Origin of the sequence: Rhizobium sp. BK112 (assembly GCF_014193215.1) — a bacterium.
In the GTDB taxonomy this organism is placed as follows: domain Bacteria; phylum Pseudomonadota; class Alphaproteobacteria; order Rhizobiales; family Rhizobiaceae; genus Rhizobium; species Rhizobium anhuiense.
Window position 1 is genome coordinate 328,336 of the sequence record NZ_JACHYZ010000005.1, and the last position, 16,202, is coordinate 344,537.

General features: G+C 61.4%; 13 protein-coding genes and 2 pseudogenes. 10 read left to right on the plus strand and 5 right to left on the minus strand.

Annotation, left to right across the window (positions count from 1 at the left end; translation table 11 throughout):
* Nucleotides 1–55 precede the first annotated feature (55 nt).
* A pseudogene (locus tag FHT75_RS17090) lies at nucleotides 56–2,131 on the minus strand (adenine deaminase).
* Between the two features lie 72 nt (nucleotides 2,132–2,203).
* Here FHT75_RS17090 and FHT75_RS17095 point away from each other — a divergent pair.
* From FHT75_RS17095 to FHT75_RS17120, 6 genes are all read left to right on the plus strand, one after another.
* Entirely contained in the window at nucleotides 2,204–3,244 is a 1,041-nt protein-coding gene (locus FHT75_RS17095) for an ABC transporter substrate-binding protein (RefSeq protein WP_047614733.1), read from the plus strand.
* A gap of 120 nt (nucleotides 3,245–3,364) precedes the next feature.
* The gene (locus FHT75_RS17100; RefSeq protein ID WP_063475430.1) at nucleotides 3,365–4,189 is read left to right on the plus strand and encodes an ABC transporter permease; all 825 of its coding nucleotides are present in this window, start codon (nucleotides 3,365–3,367) and stop codon (nucleotides 4,187–4,189) included.
* Nucleotides 4,186–4,977, plus strand: a complete 792-nt coding sequence (locus tag FHT75_RS17105; protein WP_047614729.1) for an ABC transporter permease — start codon at nucleotides 4,186–4,188, stop codon at nucleotides 4,975–4,977. The genes FHT75_RS17100 and FHT75_RS17105 overlap by 4 nt, the downstream gene beginning before the upstream one ends.
* Nucleotides 4,978–4,984: 7 nt before the next feature.
* Nucleotides 4,985–6,043, plus strand: coding sequence for an ABC transporter ATP-binding protein (locus tag FHT75_RS17110; protein WP_063475429.1), 1,059 nt, complete (start codon nucleotides 4,985–4,987; stop codon nucleotides 6,041–6,043).
* A 17-nt stretch (nucleotides 6,044–6,060) separates the two neighbouring features.
* Nucleotides 6,061–7,458: a dipeptidase gene (locus FHT75_RS17115; RefSeq protein ID WP_183845034.1), complete on the plus strand. Its 1,398-nt coding sequence runs from the start codon at nucleotides 6,061–6,063 to the stop codon at nucleotides 7,456–7,458.
* A gap of 117 nt (nucleotides 7,459–7,575) precedes the next feature.
* Entirely contained in the window at nucleotides 7,576–8,841 is a 1,266-nt protein-coding gene (locus FHT75_RS17120; RefSeq protein ID WP_063475655.1) for a glycerate kinase, read from the plus strand.
* A gap of 14 nt (nucleotides 8,842–8,855) precedes the next feature.
* Here FHT75_RS17120 and FHT75_RS17125 read toward each other — a convergent pair whose 3' ends face one another.
* Nucleotides 8,856–9,809, minus strand: coding sequence for an NAD-dependent epimerase/dehydratase family protein (locus FHT75_RS17125; RefSeq protein WP_183845033.1), 954 nt, complete (start codon nucleotides 9,807–9,809; stop codon nucleotides 8,856–8,858).
* Nucleotides 9,810–9,905: 96 nt separating this feature from the next.
* Entirely contained in the window at nucleotides 9,906–10,889 is a 984-nt protein-coding gene (locus FHT75_RS17130; protein WP_174824493.1) for a lytic transglycosylase domain-containing protein, read from the minus strand.
* A gap of 171 nt (nucleotides 10,890–11,060) precedes the next feature.
* On the opposite strand from FHT75_RS17130, the gene FHT75_RS17135 reads away from it, so the two are divergent.
* Nucleotides 11,061–11,783 carry a glutathione binding-like protein gene (locus FHT75_RS17135; RefSeq protein ID WP_047615359.1) on the plus strand — a complete coding sequence of 241 codons (723 nt, stop codon included), beginning with the start codon at nucleotides 11,061–11,063 and terminating at the stop codon, nucleotides 11,781–11,783.
* A gap of 160 nt (nucleotides 11,784–11,943) precedes the next feature.
* Nucleotides 11,944–12,714, plus strand: coding sequence for a gamma-glutamyl-gamma-aminobutyrate hydrolase family protein (locus FHT75_RS17140; protein ID WP_047614721.1), 771 nt, complete (start codon nucleotides 11,944–11,946; stop codon nucleotides 12,712–12,714).
* Nucleotides 12,715–12,814: 100 nt separating this feature from the next.
* On the opposite strand, the gene FHT75_RS17145 is transcribed toward FHT75_RS17140, so the two are convergent.
* Nucleotides 12,815–13,474, minus strand: coding sequence for a peroxiredoxin (locus tag FHT75_RS17145; protein ID WP_017964008.1), 660 nt, complete (start codon nucleotides 13,472–13,474; stop codon nucleotides 12,815–12,817).
* A 295-nt stretch (nucleotides 13,475–13,769) separates the two neighbouring features.
* A pseudogene (locus tag FHT75_RS17150) lies at nucleotides 13,770–13,987 on the minus strand (TRAP transporter substrate-binding protein); the annotation flags it as partial.
* A gap of 148 nt (nucleotides 13,988–14,135) precedes the next feature.
* Between FHT75_RS17150 and FHT75_RS17155 the strand changes: the two are divergent.
* Both FHT75_RS17155 and FHT75_RS17160 read left to right on the plus strand, forming a co-directional pair.
* Nucleotides 14,136–14,723: an ANTAR domain-containing response regulator gene (locus FHT75_RS17155; protein WP_047614717.1), complete on the plus strand. Its 588-nt coding sequence runs from the start codon at nucleotides 14,136–14,138 to the stop codon at nucleotides 14,721–14,723.
* A gap of 34 nt (nucleotides 14,724–14,757) precedes the next feature.
* Nucleotides 14,758–16,038 (plus strand): CmpA/NrtA family ABC transporter substrate-binding protein, encoded by a 1,281-nt coding sequence (locus tag FHT75_RS17160; RefSeq protein WP_174824492.1) that lies wholly within the window; start codon nucleotides 14,758–14,760, stop codon nucleotides 16,036–16,038.
* Nucleotides 16,039–16,202 lie beyond the last annotated feature (164 nt).

Consider the following 16,202-nt stretch of genomic DNA (forward strand, 5'->3'; position numbering starts at 1 on the left):
TTTCTATTGCTGCAGTCAGAAGATCAATCAGGTGGATTTTTGGCGCTCCGCAATGTCACCAGACAATCGGATGGGTCTTGCCTGTGAGCACGTTCACGAACCCCTCCGGCGCCAGCTCCGACGGCGCGACCAGGACCCAGCGCCAGGGTGAGCAGGTGAGCGTTGCAAACGACAGGCGTTCGGGAAAGCCCGGCCACCATCGAGGCGAAAATGTCGGTTCGTACATCCAGTCGATCCCGGCACCGGCCGCATAAAGAGCCTGCATCTCCGCATCGAGCGCTTCGGCCGAACGAGCCGTCATCAGGCCGCCGACTTCGTAGCGGACGCGGGCGAGAATCTTGCCGCCGGATACCAGCGCCCAGCCGCCCTGCTGCTCGTTCAGGGCATTGACGGCCAGCGCCATCGCCTCGTCCGACGAACCGACCGTCCAGATATTGTGCTTGTCGTGCCCGAGCGTGGAGGCGAGCGCCGTCTCCGGCGTGCGCGGTCCGGTGCCCAGCCAGAACATCCTGGAGATCTTGGCCTCCCCGGAAAACCGGTCGACAATCGAGAACTTGGTAACATTGCGCGCGGGATCCCGCTGCACGAGGCCATCTTCCACCGGCAATTCCATGGTGATGAAATCGTCGTGCCAGTGAAACGGCCGCAAAAGTGCTGCGTTGACCGTGGCCCGGTTCGGCGGCGCCTCGATGCGGAAATCGTCTGCCGTGACCGTCCTGTCTATGGTCACGGTGCGCGTCGCCCATTGCGGCCAGTCGATTTCCGGGCGCACGCCAATGAAGGTCGCACCCTCGGACACAGAACGCCCGTCCGCCCACACCTTTTCGATCGACAGGCTGCCGACGTCGCTGAGAAGAACGATATCGGCGAAGCGGCCCGGTGCGATCGATCCGACCCACGGCGTCAGCCGCATATGGCGCGCCGGATTGAGGGTGACGCATTGGATGGCGATCTCCGGCGCAAGGCCGTTTTCGATGGCGAGGCGGACATTGTGGTCGGTCGCACCGATTTTCAGCGTGTCCGAGGCGCTGCGGTCGTCGGTCACCAGGGCGATCTGCGACCAGTCCGTCAGTCCCTTGTCGATCAGGCCGCGGATGACCTCCGGCAGGGAATGCGGCCTGAGCTCGATGAATAGACCGTGGAGGAGCTTCTGCCAGATCTCATCGAGAAACCAGCCTTCGTGATCGGAGGCGAGACCCGCCGCGGCAAAGGCGTTGATCGAGGCCATGTCGCGCAGTCCGGCACCATGGCCTTCGACGACGCCGCGCTGCTCGAAGGTGGCGCCGATCATGCCCCACAGCCTGTTGTAGGAAGGATTGCCGGGATCGCATATGGACGGCCAGTCCATGACCTCGTCGAGCCCGGCGACCATCAGGCTTTCGGACAGGAAGGCCTTCTGTTCGTCGTAACCGAACCAGCCGCCACCCCACTCGTAGGCGGTCGGCGGCACGGCGGAGCCAGGCAGGGGAAAGATTTTCATCGGCGATCCGCGCCGGCGCGCTTCCAGCCAGAATTCCAGGTTGCGGGCGCCGTTGACGTTGGAAAATTCGTGGCTCGCCTCACACGTCCAGGTCACGCCATGCGGCATTACCAGCGCCGCCTCCCATTCGGGCGTCAGATGGGAGCTTTCGATATGTTTGTGTGCCTCGCCGAAGCCCGGCACGGCCGCAAGGTCCGGCTCGGAAAAGCGCTCGTTCACCTCGCCAACATAACTGCCGGCAGGACCGACATAGGCGATACGGCGGCCCTTGATGACGATCTCCTGATCGTCGAGCCATGTCCTGGTGTGGACATCGAGCAATCTGCCGACGCGCAGCAGCCTGTCGGCGGGCCGGCGTCCGAGCGCCGTCAGCACAAGATCCTGGCGCGTCCGAACCTCGTCGGACGCATTGATCAGCAAGTCATCAGGAAGTGCGGTGCGCGAGGTAACCATGAATGAAATGCCCGTGAGACGCTGGAACCGCCGCGGACCGTAAAGACCACGCGCGAATGTGTAAAGCGCTGGCGCAACACGTTTTGCGATCAACAACAAGACGTCATCAACCGAGAGCTACTGATGGTTCGATCTTGGAAAATTCCCCAAGCAAGTACGCATTTGCCCAAGTATTGAGCTTGCGAGCCGATCGATCAAAAAATAGTATCCCTCAAATCCAAGGGGCATGATCCCGATTATCAACGCCGTTTTCACAGAAGGATATTGCTCATGAAGGCCAGACGTTTCGCCCGAATCCTGTCTCTTGCGCTGCTTGCCGCCGCCGGCGGCACCGCTGCGGCCCATGCGCAATCGAAGACGCTGACCATCTCCTGGTGGGGCTATAACGGCGAGAAGATGAACGCCAACATCATCACGCCCTTCAAGAAGATCTGCGGCTGCGAGATCGTGTTCGAGACCGGCAACAACGCCGACCGGCTCAACAAGCTGAAACTGCGCGATGGCAAGGGCGTCGATGTCATCTACCTCACCGACAGCTTCTCGCAGCTCGGCATCGAACAGGGATTGTTCCAGGAGATCGATCCCTCGAAGATCCCCAACCTTGCGGATATCTACGAACTGGGCAAGGCGCCTCAGGGCAAATACGGCCCCGCCTATACGATCGGGCGCGTCGGCATCGTCTATGATTCCGCCAAGGTCAACCCGCCGATCACTGCCTGGGGCGACCTGTGGCGCGACGATCTGAAAAGCTCCGTCTCCCTGCCCGGCATCACCACCACCGCCGGCCCGCTGGTCGTTCTGGAAGCCGGCAAGCATGGCGGCGCGGATGCCTATGAGGACACCGACAAGGCCTTCTCGGAAATCGAGGCGCTGAAGCCCAATGTCGTCAAGAACTACAACACCGGCTCGGAGCTGGTAAACCTGATATCGACAGGCGAAGTGCGCGTTGCGCTGGCCCAGGACTTTACCCTGGCATCGATGCAGGCGGCCGTTCCGACGATGACATGGGCCAAGCTCAAGGACGGCGACATCGCCACGCTGAATACGGTGAACATCCCGAAGGGTTCGGAAAATGTCGAACTGGCGCATCAGTTCATCAACTTCATCCTGTCCAAGGACGTCCAGCAGGCTGAAGCCGAACAAGGCGTCGATGCGCCGATCTCGACCAAGGTCAGCCTGACTCCGGATCAGGCGAAGATCTGGACCTATGGCGCGGATATGGTCGCGAGCCTCACCCGCATCGACTATGCCAAGATGAATGCCGCCAAGGCCGACTGGATCGACCGCTGGAACGAAGTCTTCGCTCAGTAAGCTGCCGGTATCCCGGCCCGAGGCCGGTTTATTGCCGGGCCTCGGTCAGACCTGGAAGCGCCGCACATCCGAGTCCGAGATGCGGCGCTCCCGATATCAGGACATGCCACGAGTTTTGAGATGAAGCATTTTGCCAGATGGGGATTGACGATGCCGGCGACGATTGCCGTCGTTGCGCTTCTCATCGTTCCCGTCGCCATCACCATCGCGGCGACGTTTGCGGAACCGACGGGCGTGTTTGCGCCCTATGTGACATTTTTCAGCAGCGGCTTTCGCCGGGCGGTTCTTTACCGAACGCTGGAGATCGCTCTGATCACCACCGCGATCTCCCTCACCGTGGGTTTCATCACCGCCTATGTGATCGCCCAAATGCCCGGCCGCGCGAAGAGTATCATGATCATCGCAGCGGTTTTTCCGCTGCTGACAGGTGTCGTCGTCCGATCCTTCGCATGGCTGATTATTCTCGGGAAGAACGGCATCCTCAACACCATGCTGATCTCGACCGGTATCCTCAGTGAGCCGCTTTCGATGCTCTATACCGAAGGCTCGGTGATCGTCGCCATGGTCTATCTCTTCGTTCCCCTGATGATCCTGACGCTCGTCGGCGTGCTTGAGGGCATCCCGCGCGATCTGATCGATGCATCCGCTTCGCTCGGCGCCAGACCGCTGATGACATTCCTTCAGGTGATCCTGCCGCTGGCGACACCCGGCCTCATCGTCGGCGCCGTGCTGGTGTTCACCGGCAGCTTCACCTCTTATGCGACACCGCAACTGCTCGGCGGAGAAAAGCAGATGATGATGGGGACCTTCCTCTACCAGCGCGCCATGGTCACCTTCGATTGGGTGGGTGCATCGACGATCGCCGCCATCATGGTGGTGCTGACGCTCGGCGTCGTCCTCATCATGAGCCGCATTGCACGCCGGCTCAATCCGACGGCGGTGTGATGGACAGGCGCGTTCACCCGATCCTCGCCGCCTTCGCGGCCTGCGTTTTCTTCTTCCTGCTCGCACCGCTGGTCATCATCGTCGGTGCGGCCTTCAGCGACACGACCTATCTGACCTTCCCGCCGCAGGGCCTGACATTGCGCTGGTTCGTCAATATCTTCGAGATCGAGGCCTTCCGCACGACGGCGCTGACCAGCCTGCAGGTCGCCTTTCTCGGCACGGCGCTATCGCTGCTGATCGGCATCCCGGCCGCCTATGCGATCAACCGCTACCGGGTGGAATTGCCGCGCTGGCTTTCCACCATTTTCGTCCTGCCGATCCTGGTGCCGGAGATCGTCTTCGGATTCTCGCTGATGAAGTCGGTCACGATCGGCCTCGGGCTTCCGATCTTCATCAGCCTGCTGGTCGGTCATGCGTTGCTGATCCTGCCCTATTCGGTGCGGGTCGTCGGCGCCAGCCTGGCGGCCTTCGATTTTTCCGTCGAGGAGGCGGCGATCAGCCTGGGTTGCCCGCCGCTGAAAACCTTCCTGACCGTGGTCCTGCCAAATATCCGCGCCGGGGTCATTGCCGCCTTCATCCTCGCCTTCATCACCTCGATCAACGACGTGTCGGTGTCAGTCTTCCTGACCGGTCCTGGCATCTCGACGCTGCCGATCCAGATCCTTGCGCATATGGAACAGTTCTTCGATCCGACGATCGCCTCGGTATCGGTGCTGCTGATGTTCGTGACAGTCGGCGTCATGGCCGTCGTCGAGGCCACGCTCGGTCTCACCTTCCTGACAAAGTAGAACGCTCTTGACCGTATCCCTCACCATCGATTCCATCTCCGCCCATTACGGTAGCACTGAGGTTCTCAAGGACCTGTCGATCTCAGTCATGGCCGGGGAGCTGGTTTCCCTGCTCGGCTCCAGCGGCTGCGGCAAGACGACGACATTGCGCCTGGTGGCCGGTTTTCTGCAGCCGACCAGCGGCAGCATCAAGCTCGGCGAACGCGACCTGACCGGCCTTCCTGCGCATGCGCGCGACATTGGTCTGGTCTTTCAGAACTACGCGCTTTTTCCTCACCTGAGCGTGCAGGACAATGTCGCCTTCGGCCTGAGGCAGCGTCATGTTCCCCAGCCGGAACGGACGAAAAGAACGATGGCCATGCTGGAGCGCGTCGGCCTTTCCGCCTTCGCCGACCGCCTGCCTTCGGCTCTCTCCGGCGGCCAGAAACAGCGCGTGGCGCTCGCCCGGGCACTGGTCATCGAGCCGCCGCTGCTGATGTTCGACGAGCCGCTTTCCAATCTCGATGCAAAGCTCAGGATCGACATGCGCGTCGAGATCAGGCAGCTCCAGCGCGCCAACGGCACGACATCGCTTTACGTCACTCACGACCAGGAAGAGGCATTCTCGATCTCCGACAGGGTGGCGATCATGAATGCCGGGCGCATCATGCAGCTCGATGCGCCGGAGGTGCTGTACCGCCAGCCGGCCAATGCCTTCGTCGCCCGGTTCGTCGGCTTCGAGAACCTGATCCGGATGAAGGTAACCGCGCGCAACGGAGCGATCGTGACCGCCGAAGCGACGGGCGGCGCACGGCTGCATCTGTCTCAGGATGCGTTCGGGCCGATCAAGGACGACTTCGTGCTGGCCTGCCGCGCAGACGGCCTTGCCGTCAGCCGTGACGGCGATGGCATCGCCGCCGTGCTCGGCACCCGCACCTATCTCGGCCGGGCCTATCAGTATAAATGCGCGACATCGGCGGGGGAGATTACCGCCAATGGGGCTTTGTCCGACCCGCTGGAAACAGGGGCGTCCGCCGTGCTGATACCGCTTGCCGAGCAGTGCTGCATTCTCGACCCGGAAGATTGAGCCGCTGAGGAGAAACCATGGCCAGTATCAGCAATCAGGATATCGACGCCGTTCTTGCCCATGTGGACCGGAGCCTCGATGACAGCCTGGTGCGGCTTTTCGAGCTGATCCGCATTCCGAGCGTCTCGACCGACCCGGCCTATCGCGATCAATGCCGCGCCGCCGCCGAATGGCTGAGCCGGGATCTGGCCGCCATGGGCTTCGAAGCATCGGTGCGCAAAACGACCGGCCATCCGATGGTGGTCGCCCATGAAAAGGCGGCATCAGCACCGCATCTGCTGTTTTACGGCCATTACGATGTCCAGCCGGTCGATCCGCTGGCGCTGTGGACCAGCGATCCGTTCGAGCCGCGCATGGAAGCCTTGCCGAACGGCGATACCGCGATCGTGGCGCGCGGCGCGTCCGACGACAAGGGACAGCTGATGACCTTCGTCGAAGCCTGCCGCGCCTGGAAGAGCGTTACCGGGAAACTGCCGGTGCAGGTGAGCATGCTGTTCGAGGGTGAGGAAGAGGCCGGCAGTCCGAGTCTCGCACCCTTTCTGGATGCCACGGCAGACGAGTTGAAGGCCGACGCTGTATTCGTCTGCGACACGGATATGTGGGATCGTGAAACGCCTGCCGTCACCACGATGCTGCGCGGTATCTACACCACGGAAATCGAGGTCACCTGCGCCGATCAGGACCTGCATTCCGGCATGTTCGGCAATGCCGCACGCAATCCGCTGCAGCTGCTGTCAGACATCGTTTCAAGCCTGCGGCGAGCCGACGGCGGCGTCGCGGTCGAGGGCTTCTATGATGGCGTGAAAGAGCTCCCCGACGTCATCAAGGCGCTGTGGAAAAGACTGCCCTTCGACGAGGAGGCCTTTCTCGGTGATATCGGCCTGAGTGATCCGGCCGGCGAGGCAGGTCGTTCCGTCCTCGAACAGATCTGGGCGCGGCCGAGCTGCGAGATCAACGGCATGAGCGGCGGCTATACGGGCGAAGGCTTCAAGACGGTCATCCCGGCGAAGGCAAGCGCCAAGATTTCATTTCGCCTGGTTGAAGGACAGGATCCCCAGGCGATCCGCGATGCCTTCCAGCGGCATGTGCGCGCACATATCCCCAGGGATTGTTCGGTCAACTTCAGGGATTATGGGCTTTCGCCGGCCACCGTCATGCCGATCGATAGTCCGTTTCTCACCAAGACGCTTCAGGCGCTTTCGACGGAATGGCAATGCGAAGCCGCCCTTGCCGGCACCGGAGGCTCGATCCCCATCGTCGGCGACTTCAAACGCCGGCTCGGATGCGATGCCCTCCTGGTCGGCTTCGCCCGCTTCGACAACCGCGTCCACAGCCCGAACGAAAAATACGATCTCTCCAGCTTCCACAAAGGCATACGATCCTGGGTTCGTATCCTGGCGGCCCTCGCTGACTGACGCGCGGCGCTGTAACAGTTTGAATGATGCAATAGGCTATGGTGCGGCCAATGCCTTGCGGACCTTCGGGGCCGAGAATTGACGCACTCCATCGATACCGAGGCAGCAGAGACCACGATGACGATATCAGCTCCCCGCGACTTCCTGAAAAGCCTGTTCGACGCGGCGGTTCGCGCCGCCGATCCGCTGACCGGCATCAAGGCGCATCTGCCCGACAGGCCGAAGGGAAGGACCGTGGTGATCGGCGCCGGCAAGGGCGCAGCGCAGATGGCGCGGGCGCTCGAAAGCGTCTGGGACGGAGCGCTCGAAGGCCTGGTGGTCACGCGCTACGGCTATGGCTGCGAGACGCGCGGCATCGAAATCATCGAGGCCGCTCATCCGGTGCCCGATGCCGCGGGGCTCGCCGGAGCAAAGCGGCTGATGGAGACGGTGAACGGACTGGCGGAAGATGATCTGGTGATCGCACTGATCTGCGGCGGCGGCTCGGCGCTGCTGCCCGCTCCGCCGGAAGGGCTGACCCTCGAAGACGAGATCGCGCTCAACGAAATGCTGCTTGCCTCTGGCGCGCCGATCTCGGCGATGAATGTCGTGCGCAAGCATCTCTCCACCATCAAGGGCGGAAGACTTGCGGCAGCGACCAGAGCAAGGGTCGTCAGTCTTGTTGTCTCCGACATTCCCGGCGATAACCCGGCCCATGTCGCCTCCGGGCCGACGGTGCCGGATGGTTCGACACGACACGATGCGCTCGAGATCATCCGGCAATACGGATTGCAGCTGCCGCAGGCAGCGCTCGATCATCTGAACTCGCCGAAGGCCGATGCACCGCGGCCGGACGATCCGGTCTTCTTAAGGCACGCGTATCACATCATCGCCTCCGCCGGCGTTTCTCTGGAGGCCGCTGCGGCACTGGCAAAATCGCAGGGGATCGAGCCGGCGATCCTTTCGGATGCGATCGAGGGGGAATCGCGCGACGTGGCGCTGGTGCATGCGGCGATCGCCCGCGAAGTATTGGGCCGGAACAGGCCGTTTTCGAAGCCGGTCGTCATCCTTTCGGGCGGCGAGACGACGGTGACGCTCAGAGCCAAGGGCGGCAAGGGCGGACGCAACGGCGAATTCGCGCTCGCCATGGGGCTTGCGATCGACGGACAGGAGGGCATCCATGTCCTTGCTGCCGACACGGACGGGATCGACGGCTCGGAGGATAATGCCGGCGCCTTTGCCGATGGCGGCACGGTGAAGCGCCTGCGCGCCGCCGGGCTCGATCCGCGCCGCCTGCTCGACGGCAATGACAGCTATTCAGGCTTTGCCGCCAGCGGCGATCTGTTCGAAACCGGCCCGACCGGAACCAATGTCAATGATTTCAGGGCTATCCTGATCCGCTAGTATCTAGCGGTGGATCAGGTCTTGATTCGCCCCCGCCCGACCAGCCAGCCGACCGATTCCTGCACCGCCTGCAGCGACTGATATCTCGGGGTAAACCCCAGCAGGCGTCCGGATTTGGCGATCGAGCAATTCGGGCTGCGGGCGATATGCTCCCAGGTCGCCTCCGCATCCTCGGCCGTCTGGTGTTGGGCCCAGGCATCGAACGGCGCGAAGGTGAGCTTCGGCTCATGCCCGAACCACCGCGACATGGATTCGGCGTAGCCGCGAAGCGTCAGCGCCTGCTGAGAGACCGCGTGGAAACTTTCGCCGATCGAGGCATTCCAGTTGGCGATCGCATCCATGAACATCGCCGCCACATCATCGGCATGGACGTGATGAACGGTCTCCAGACCGAAATTGGGCAGCGCCAGGGTCTCTCCGCGGGCAAGGGTTGAAAAGACCTGCAGGTTGAAATTGCCGGCTGGATTGAGCGGCGCCCAGCCCGGACCGACAATATGACCGGGATGGATGATGGTGGCCGGAAATCCGCGAAGCCTTGCCTGCTGTAGCAGGTAGGTTTCGATATCAGCCTTCTGCGTGCCGTAATCGCCGAAGGGAGATTTCGGCGCCTCTTCCAGCGTCGGCACGGCGCTGGCATGGCCATGCGTCCAGATCGTGCCGGTATGCAGGAAATGGCCGACATGCCCCGACAGCGCCGTCACCAGCTGCTCGGCACTTTCCAGCGTGAAGCAGATCATGTCGATGACGATATCGGCTTTCACTTCACGGACGGCCGGGCCGAAATCACCCACCCGCTCCATCGCCGCCCGATCCATCTGACGCTGATCGACAGAAGCCCAGGCATGGTTTTCCGTATAAGGCTTCGCCGTGCCGCGGCTGATCGTGACGACGTCATGACCTGCCTCCACCAGGCGGGGAACGAGATAGGTTCCGACATGGCCCGTTGCCCCGATTACCAAAACCCGCATCGTCATTCCTCCTTTGGCATTTCCGTGTCGAATATGCTGCGCTCAGGCGATCCTGCAAGCAGACTTTTCATGATCCAGGCGGCTGGGTCAGGCCCGCTACCGGTTCTTGAAAACAAGGCAGGTGCCGCCGTGTTTGCGGATCTGGTTGCAGAGATCATTGGCTTCCATACGCGTCTGCCGACCGATGCGGGCAGCGTAGCGCGGGCGAAAACCGAAGCTGCGATCGCGCTGGCGCAGGATCAGCGGCTGCTCGGCATTCAGGGGCGCAGGCAGATCCTGCACGGCATCGAGAAACATGCGTCGGGCCACCGCGACATTCGCATTCGCCGCAAGCTGGACGCCCCAGGGGGCCCATTCGCCCTCCTGACGCCAGGGCGTGTCCTTCAACGTCCGTCTCTCCGCGAGCGCCACGCAACCATCGATGAAGGACTTGTCCTTGTCGAGCGGGGCGGCCGCATCTTGCGGTGGGTTATCCTTCCATTCCTCGACCGTATGGGCAGTGATCGCCGTGACATAGCTGCGCGTTTCGTAGGGTAATCTTCCTGACGTAAGGTAAGATGCTAGGCCGTTTTCGCCGGCATTATAGGCGGCAGCGGCAAGGCCGAGATTGCCGAAGCGATTGCGCAGTTCGTCGAGATACTGCGCCGATTTCCGCAGGGCTTCCAACACCTGGTAGCTGTCTTCAAGACCGCGCAGTTTCGCCGTTCCGGGCATGAACTGCGCAATCCCCTGCGCTCCTTTGAAGCTGACGGCATCGGGGCGAAAGGTGCTCTCGCGCCAGATGAGACGGGCGAAATAATCCGGCGGCAATTGATTGGCGCTGGCGAAATGCTCGATCGCGACGCAAAGGTCACGATTGAAACTGTCCTTACGGATGCAGAGCGCTTCACCCGATCCCGACGCTGAAGGACCTGAATAGAGACAGGCCGGCGGTCCCGCGCTTCCTTCCGGCTGAGCCGTGACCGCATCCACGTGGGAAAACAGAAGGCAAAGCGAAAGCATGGCCTTCGCCGATCTCCTCCCCATGTCGGACTGACATTTCCGGCCTATCATCGGATCTCGGCGGGTTCGAACTTCCATCGCGACGCGGAATTCTCAATACCATCGATACGGGTAGGAAGCTTCCCCCATTTCCATCTCTGCACCAGGTTTCTAATTTCGCCATCAATTTTGGAACAGATATATTCGACCTGCCAAGGTCGCAGCGTCATCCTGACCGCCAGGAAATCCCGAGCGAACGAGGACGCGCAGATGATTGATCTCCACTACTGGCCGACGCCGAACGGCAAGAAGGTTTCGATCTTCCTGGAGGAAACCGGCACGCCCTACCGGCTGGTGCCGGTCAATATCGGCCGGGGCGACCAGTTCAAACCCGATTATCTCAGGCTCAATCCCAATCACCGCATGCCTGCTATCGTCGACCACACGCCTGCCGACGGCGGCGGGCCGCTCAGCGTCTTCGAATCCGGTGCAATCCTCTTCTACCTCGCCGAAAAGACTGGAAGATTCTGGCCGCAGGATCTGCGCGGCAAATACGACGTGACGCAATGGGTGATCTGGCAGATGGCCAACCAGGGACCGAAACTCGGCGAAGCCGGTCACTTCCGCCGTCTCGGCGATCGCGAGGGCGATCAGTCCTATGCGGTGCGGCGTTTCACCGACGAAGCCAACCGCCTCTACGGTGTTCTCAACATGCGGCTTCGTGACCGGCGTTATCTCGCCGGCGACGAATTCACCATCGCCGACATCATCAGCTATCCCTGGACCGTCAACTGGCAGGCGCAGGGCCAGGACATCGACGAATTCAAGCATTTCAAGCGATGGTTCGAGGAGGTCGGCGCACGGCCCGGCGTCCAGCGCGGCCTTGCGGTCGGCGCCGACCTTGGCACCGACAACAGCAAGCTCTCCGAAGAGGAACAGTCGCGCATCCGCAAGATCCTCTACAACCAGCGCGCCCTTCCCGTTCCGGATTGAGCTTCGGCCCGGCTGGAGATAACCATAGCCACAACCGAGCCGGCAGCCAGCACCGGCCGGTCCCGGTTTCCAGGCGCTTTAAATCACCTGCCGGGGAGCCAGGGGGCTTGGACAGCAGCTGGCGTTGCGACTTGGGTGTGACTTGGGGGTGTAACCGGCAATGACAAGACCTGTAATCGGCATCATCGGGAATGCCCGCATCGTCGAAAGCCGATTTCCGGCTCAGCATGTCGGAGAAAACAATCTGCGGGCCGTGGCCGATGTCGCCGAAGCCTTGCCGCTGATGTTTGCCGGCAATCCCAAACTGGCCGATATCGCCGATCTGCTGGCTGTCGTCGACGGCATTCTGCTGACAGGCGCCAGAGCCAATGTCCATCCCAGCCGTTTCAACACGGTGCCGGATCCCAAGCATGAACCTTATGACGAGGATCGTGACGGGCTGGCGCTGCCATTGATCGAAGCCTGTGTAGCGCGCGGCGTTCCTATTTTCGGCATATGCCGCGGTTTCCAGGAAATGAACGTCGCGGCGGGCGGCTCGCTGCATCCCGAAATCCGGGAATTGCCCGGACGCATGAACCACCGCATGCCGCGCCTGGAAACCGGCGAGATCCATCCCGACCTCGCCATCGTTTTCGGCGATCGGCACGATGTTCAACTTATACAGGATGGGATGTTTGCACGCATCCTCGGCCGGGAGACGATCCGGGTGAACTCCCTGCATGGACAGGGCATTCTCGAGCTTGGCGACAGGGTCGTTGCCGAAGGCATTGCAGAGGACGGGACGATCGAGGCGATACGGTTCAAGGATGCGCCGGGATTTGCGCTCGGCGTGCAATGGCATGCCGAATACGATCCGCAGACCAACCCCGTGAACCGTGCGTTGTTTCAGGCATTCGGCGATGCGGTTCGGGCACGAAAAGCCACCGCTTAATCTGACAACTACGGCGATCATCACCGCCTTCCGCATCAACAAAAAGCCGCCGCGAAACTGCTTTCGCGGCGGCTTTGTAGCAGTTGGGAAGCAGCAGCGATCAGGCGGTCGGCTGCTTGGTCTTCCTCAGATAGGGCAGAACCGTATCGAAGGAACCGAAACGCGTGATCGCGTCTTCGTTGGAAACCGCGGCGGTGATGATGACGTCCTCGCCCTGGTTCCAGTTCGCCGGCGTCGCCACCTGGTGCTTGGCCGTCAGCTGGATGGAATCGATGGCGCGCAGGATCTCATTGAAATTGCGGCCCGTCGTCATCGGATAGGTCAGGATCAGTTTGATCTTCTTGTCGGGACCGATGATGAAAACCGAACGCACCGTCGCATTGTCGGCAGGCGTGCGGCCTTCCGAGCTCTCGCCGGCGCCGGCCGGCAGCATGTCATAGAGCTTGGCGACCTTGAGGTCCTTGTCACCGATCAGGGGATATTCGACGTCGAAACCGGTGGCGGTCTTGATGTCGTTCTTCCACTTGGCATGGCTTTCCACAGGATCGACGGAGATGCCGATGATCTTGGCACCACGCTTGGAAAACTCCCCCGCCAAGCCGGCCATGGCGCCGAGCTCGGTGGTGCAGACAGGCGTGAAATTCTTCGGATGCGAGAACAGGACGGCCCAGCCATTGCCGATCCAATCATGGAAGCTGATCGGTCCCTGGGTGGTGTCGGCGGTAAAATCGGGGGCAATATCGTTGATGCGTAAGCTCATGGTCGGCCCTCCAAAGCCTTGTGTTCAATGTTGTTCTTCTCAAATCGAGGCCATGGGATCCGTCCGCCGGGAGCGGTCGCGAGATTGCGGTCAACAGGATCGCACCGGCCGAAGGTAAAAGACTTCCCATTCCAGGATTTTAAGTAAGTCATATACCACGATTACCGAAGGCATGCTCTTTCGATTTCCGGCCTGCTCCGGCATTATTTTTCCGGCATGTGCGCGCGACGAAGAGACCGATGGTTTTCCATCGGTCCCGTCAAAAGCGGCAGGCACAACTGCCTTGCCCCTTGCTTCAGGCGGCCTGGATGGATTTGATCCTGTCGATGCCGCCGACAACAGGCGCGAAATCGTCCCATACGCCCTGGGCGCCCTTCTGCCATTCGTCGAAGGCTTCCGGCTTCAGGAGCTTCTGCCATGGCCAAGCGCCGTCTCGACGGATTTGGCTTCACCATCGACGATCAGCTGGTTGAAATAGGCGGCTCCTTCGCTGAAGGCCTGCTGGAACACCGCGCCATGCAGTGCGGTCATGCGCTGCTGGCCGACGGAATGTCCTCGCCCGAAAATGCGGCAATTTGATTATTTTTTGCGCATATCTATTTTTGCACAGTTTTCAGGCGACACCTTGCCAAAATTGCTGCAGCGCGTCATAAATATAGCAATGACGCATCGCGATCTGACAATTCTGGTGATCGACGAAAATGCCATTCGCGCCTCCATCATCGAAGAGGGGCTGCGCGAGGCAGGGCATGCGCACGTCACCGTGGTCCATGAGGTCAACGGCATTGCGCGAATCATCGAAACGCTGATGCCCGACGTGATCATCATCGATATCGAAAATCCCAATCGCGACATGATGGAGCATCTCTTCCAGCTGACGCGCACGGTCAGCCGTCCGATCGCCATGTTCGTCGATCGCTCCGACACCGCCTCGATCGAGGCCGCCGTCGATGCCGGCGTCTCGGCCTATATCGTCGATGGCCTGAAGAAGGAACGCGTCAAGCCGATCCTCGACATGGCCGTCAGCCGCTTCAACGCCTTCAGCCGGCTGCGGCGCGAGCTTGCCGATGCCCGCTCAGCGCTGGAAGAACGCAAGCTCATCGAGCGCGCCAAGGGCATATTGATGAAGATGCGCGGCCTGTCTGAGGAAGAGGCCTTCGCCCTGCTGCGGCAGACGGCGATGAACGAAAAGAAGAAGATGTCGGAAATCGCCCAGAGCGTCGTCACCGCCGCGGGGCTGTTGATGTAATGGCCGACCTGATGAATTTCCGGAGGAAACCGGAGTGGATATGATGACGAAGACCGCCAAATCAGGCGGCGAGTTGCCCTCGCCCATGCGCCTGAATGCCGAAGGACCGAAAGTGCTCAGGGCCGGTTTCATTCCGCTCGTCGATGCGTCAGTGCTGATTGCAGCGGCGGAATTCGGTTTCGCGCAGAAGGAAGGCCTGACGCTCGATCTCGTCAAGGATGTCTCCTGGGCGAATGTGCGTGACCGTCTGGCATTCCGCCAGTTCGATATCGCCCACATGCTGTCGCCAATGCCCGTCGCCTCCATGCTCGGCCTCGGCTCCAATCCCTCACCGACGATCACACCGTTTTCGCTGGGGCGCGGCGGCAATGCGATCACCCTGTCGACGCGGCTCTTCGACAGGATGCGCAATGACGCGGGACTGCCGGAAACGGCAGGCGCGCTCGACAATGCCCGCGCCCTGGCAAAAACACTGGCGGCGATGAAGGTGCGCGGCGAACCGCTGCCGACCTTCGGGGTCACCTATCCCTTCTCCTCGCATAATTACGAATTCCGCTACTGGCTGGCCGCCGGCGGCATCGATCCCGATAAGGACGTCAAGCTCGTCGTGGTGCCGCCGCCGATGACTTCGGATGCGCTGGCCGCCGGTGCGATCGACGGTTTCTGCGTCGGCGCGCCGTGGAATATGGTCGCTTCGGAGCGCGGCGTCGGCCGCATCGTCGCCGCCAAGCAGGATATCTGGCCGTCCGCCCCGGAAAAGGTGATCGGCATGCGGCCGGATTGGGCGGAAACCCATCCGGAAACCGTTTCCAGGCTGATCGTGGCGCTCGATGCGGCAGCCCGCTGGTGCGACCAGCCGGACAATCACGATGCGCTGGCGGCCGCTCTTGCCGACCCCCGCTATATCGCTGCCCCCGTCGAGATCATCCGCCGCGTGCTCGCCGGCGAATTCAGCCTCGACGCAAAGGGCAACCGGCGCATCATCGCCGATTATTTCATGTTCCATTCCGGATTCGCCAATTATCCTCGGCCAAGCCAGGCGCTGTGGATATACAGCCAGATGATCCGCTGGGGGCAGGCCGAGGCCAGCCTCAACATGGCAAGGGCTGCCGCGTCCGCCTACCGCCCGGATCTCTATCGGACAGCGCTCGGCGACGGCAACGCACCCGATGATGCCGATATCCGCATCGAAGGCGGCGACGAGGGCGACCGTTTCATGGACGGCCATGTCTTCGACCCGGCGAGGCTGCCTGATTATGTCGCAGGCTTTGCCGTCAAAAGCGCCCTGCCCTTCGTTACCGGCGACGAAATCTGATCCACGCCCGCCTGCCCAAAACGCCAGCAAGGATCTGCGCCCCACATGGCAAGCGCACAAAAGATTAGCACAACTGTCGACAGCTCGAAAAACAAGCAAACGGCCGATTTCGAGAAATGTAAATAAATCAATACATTACACAAAAAGCGACAAACTGGCACGCA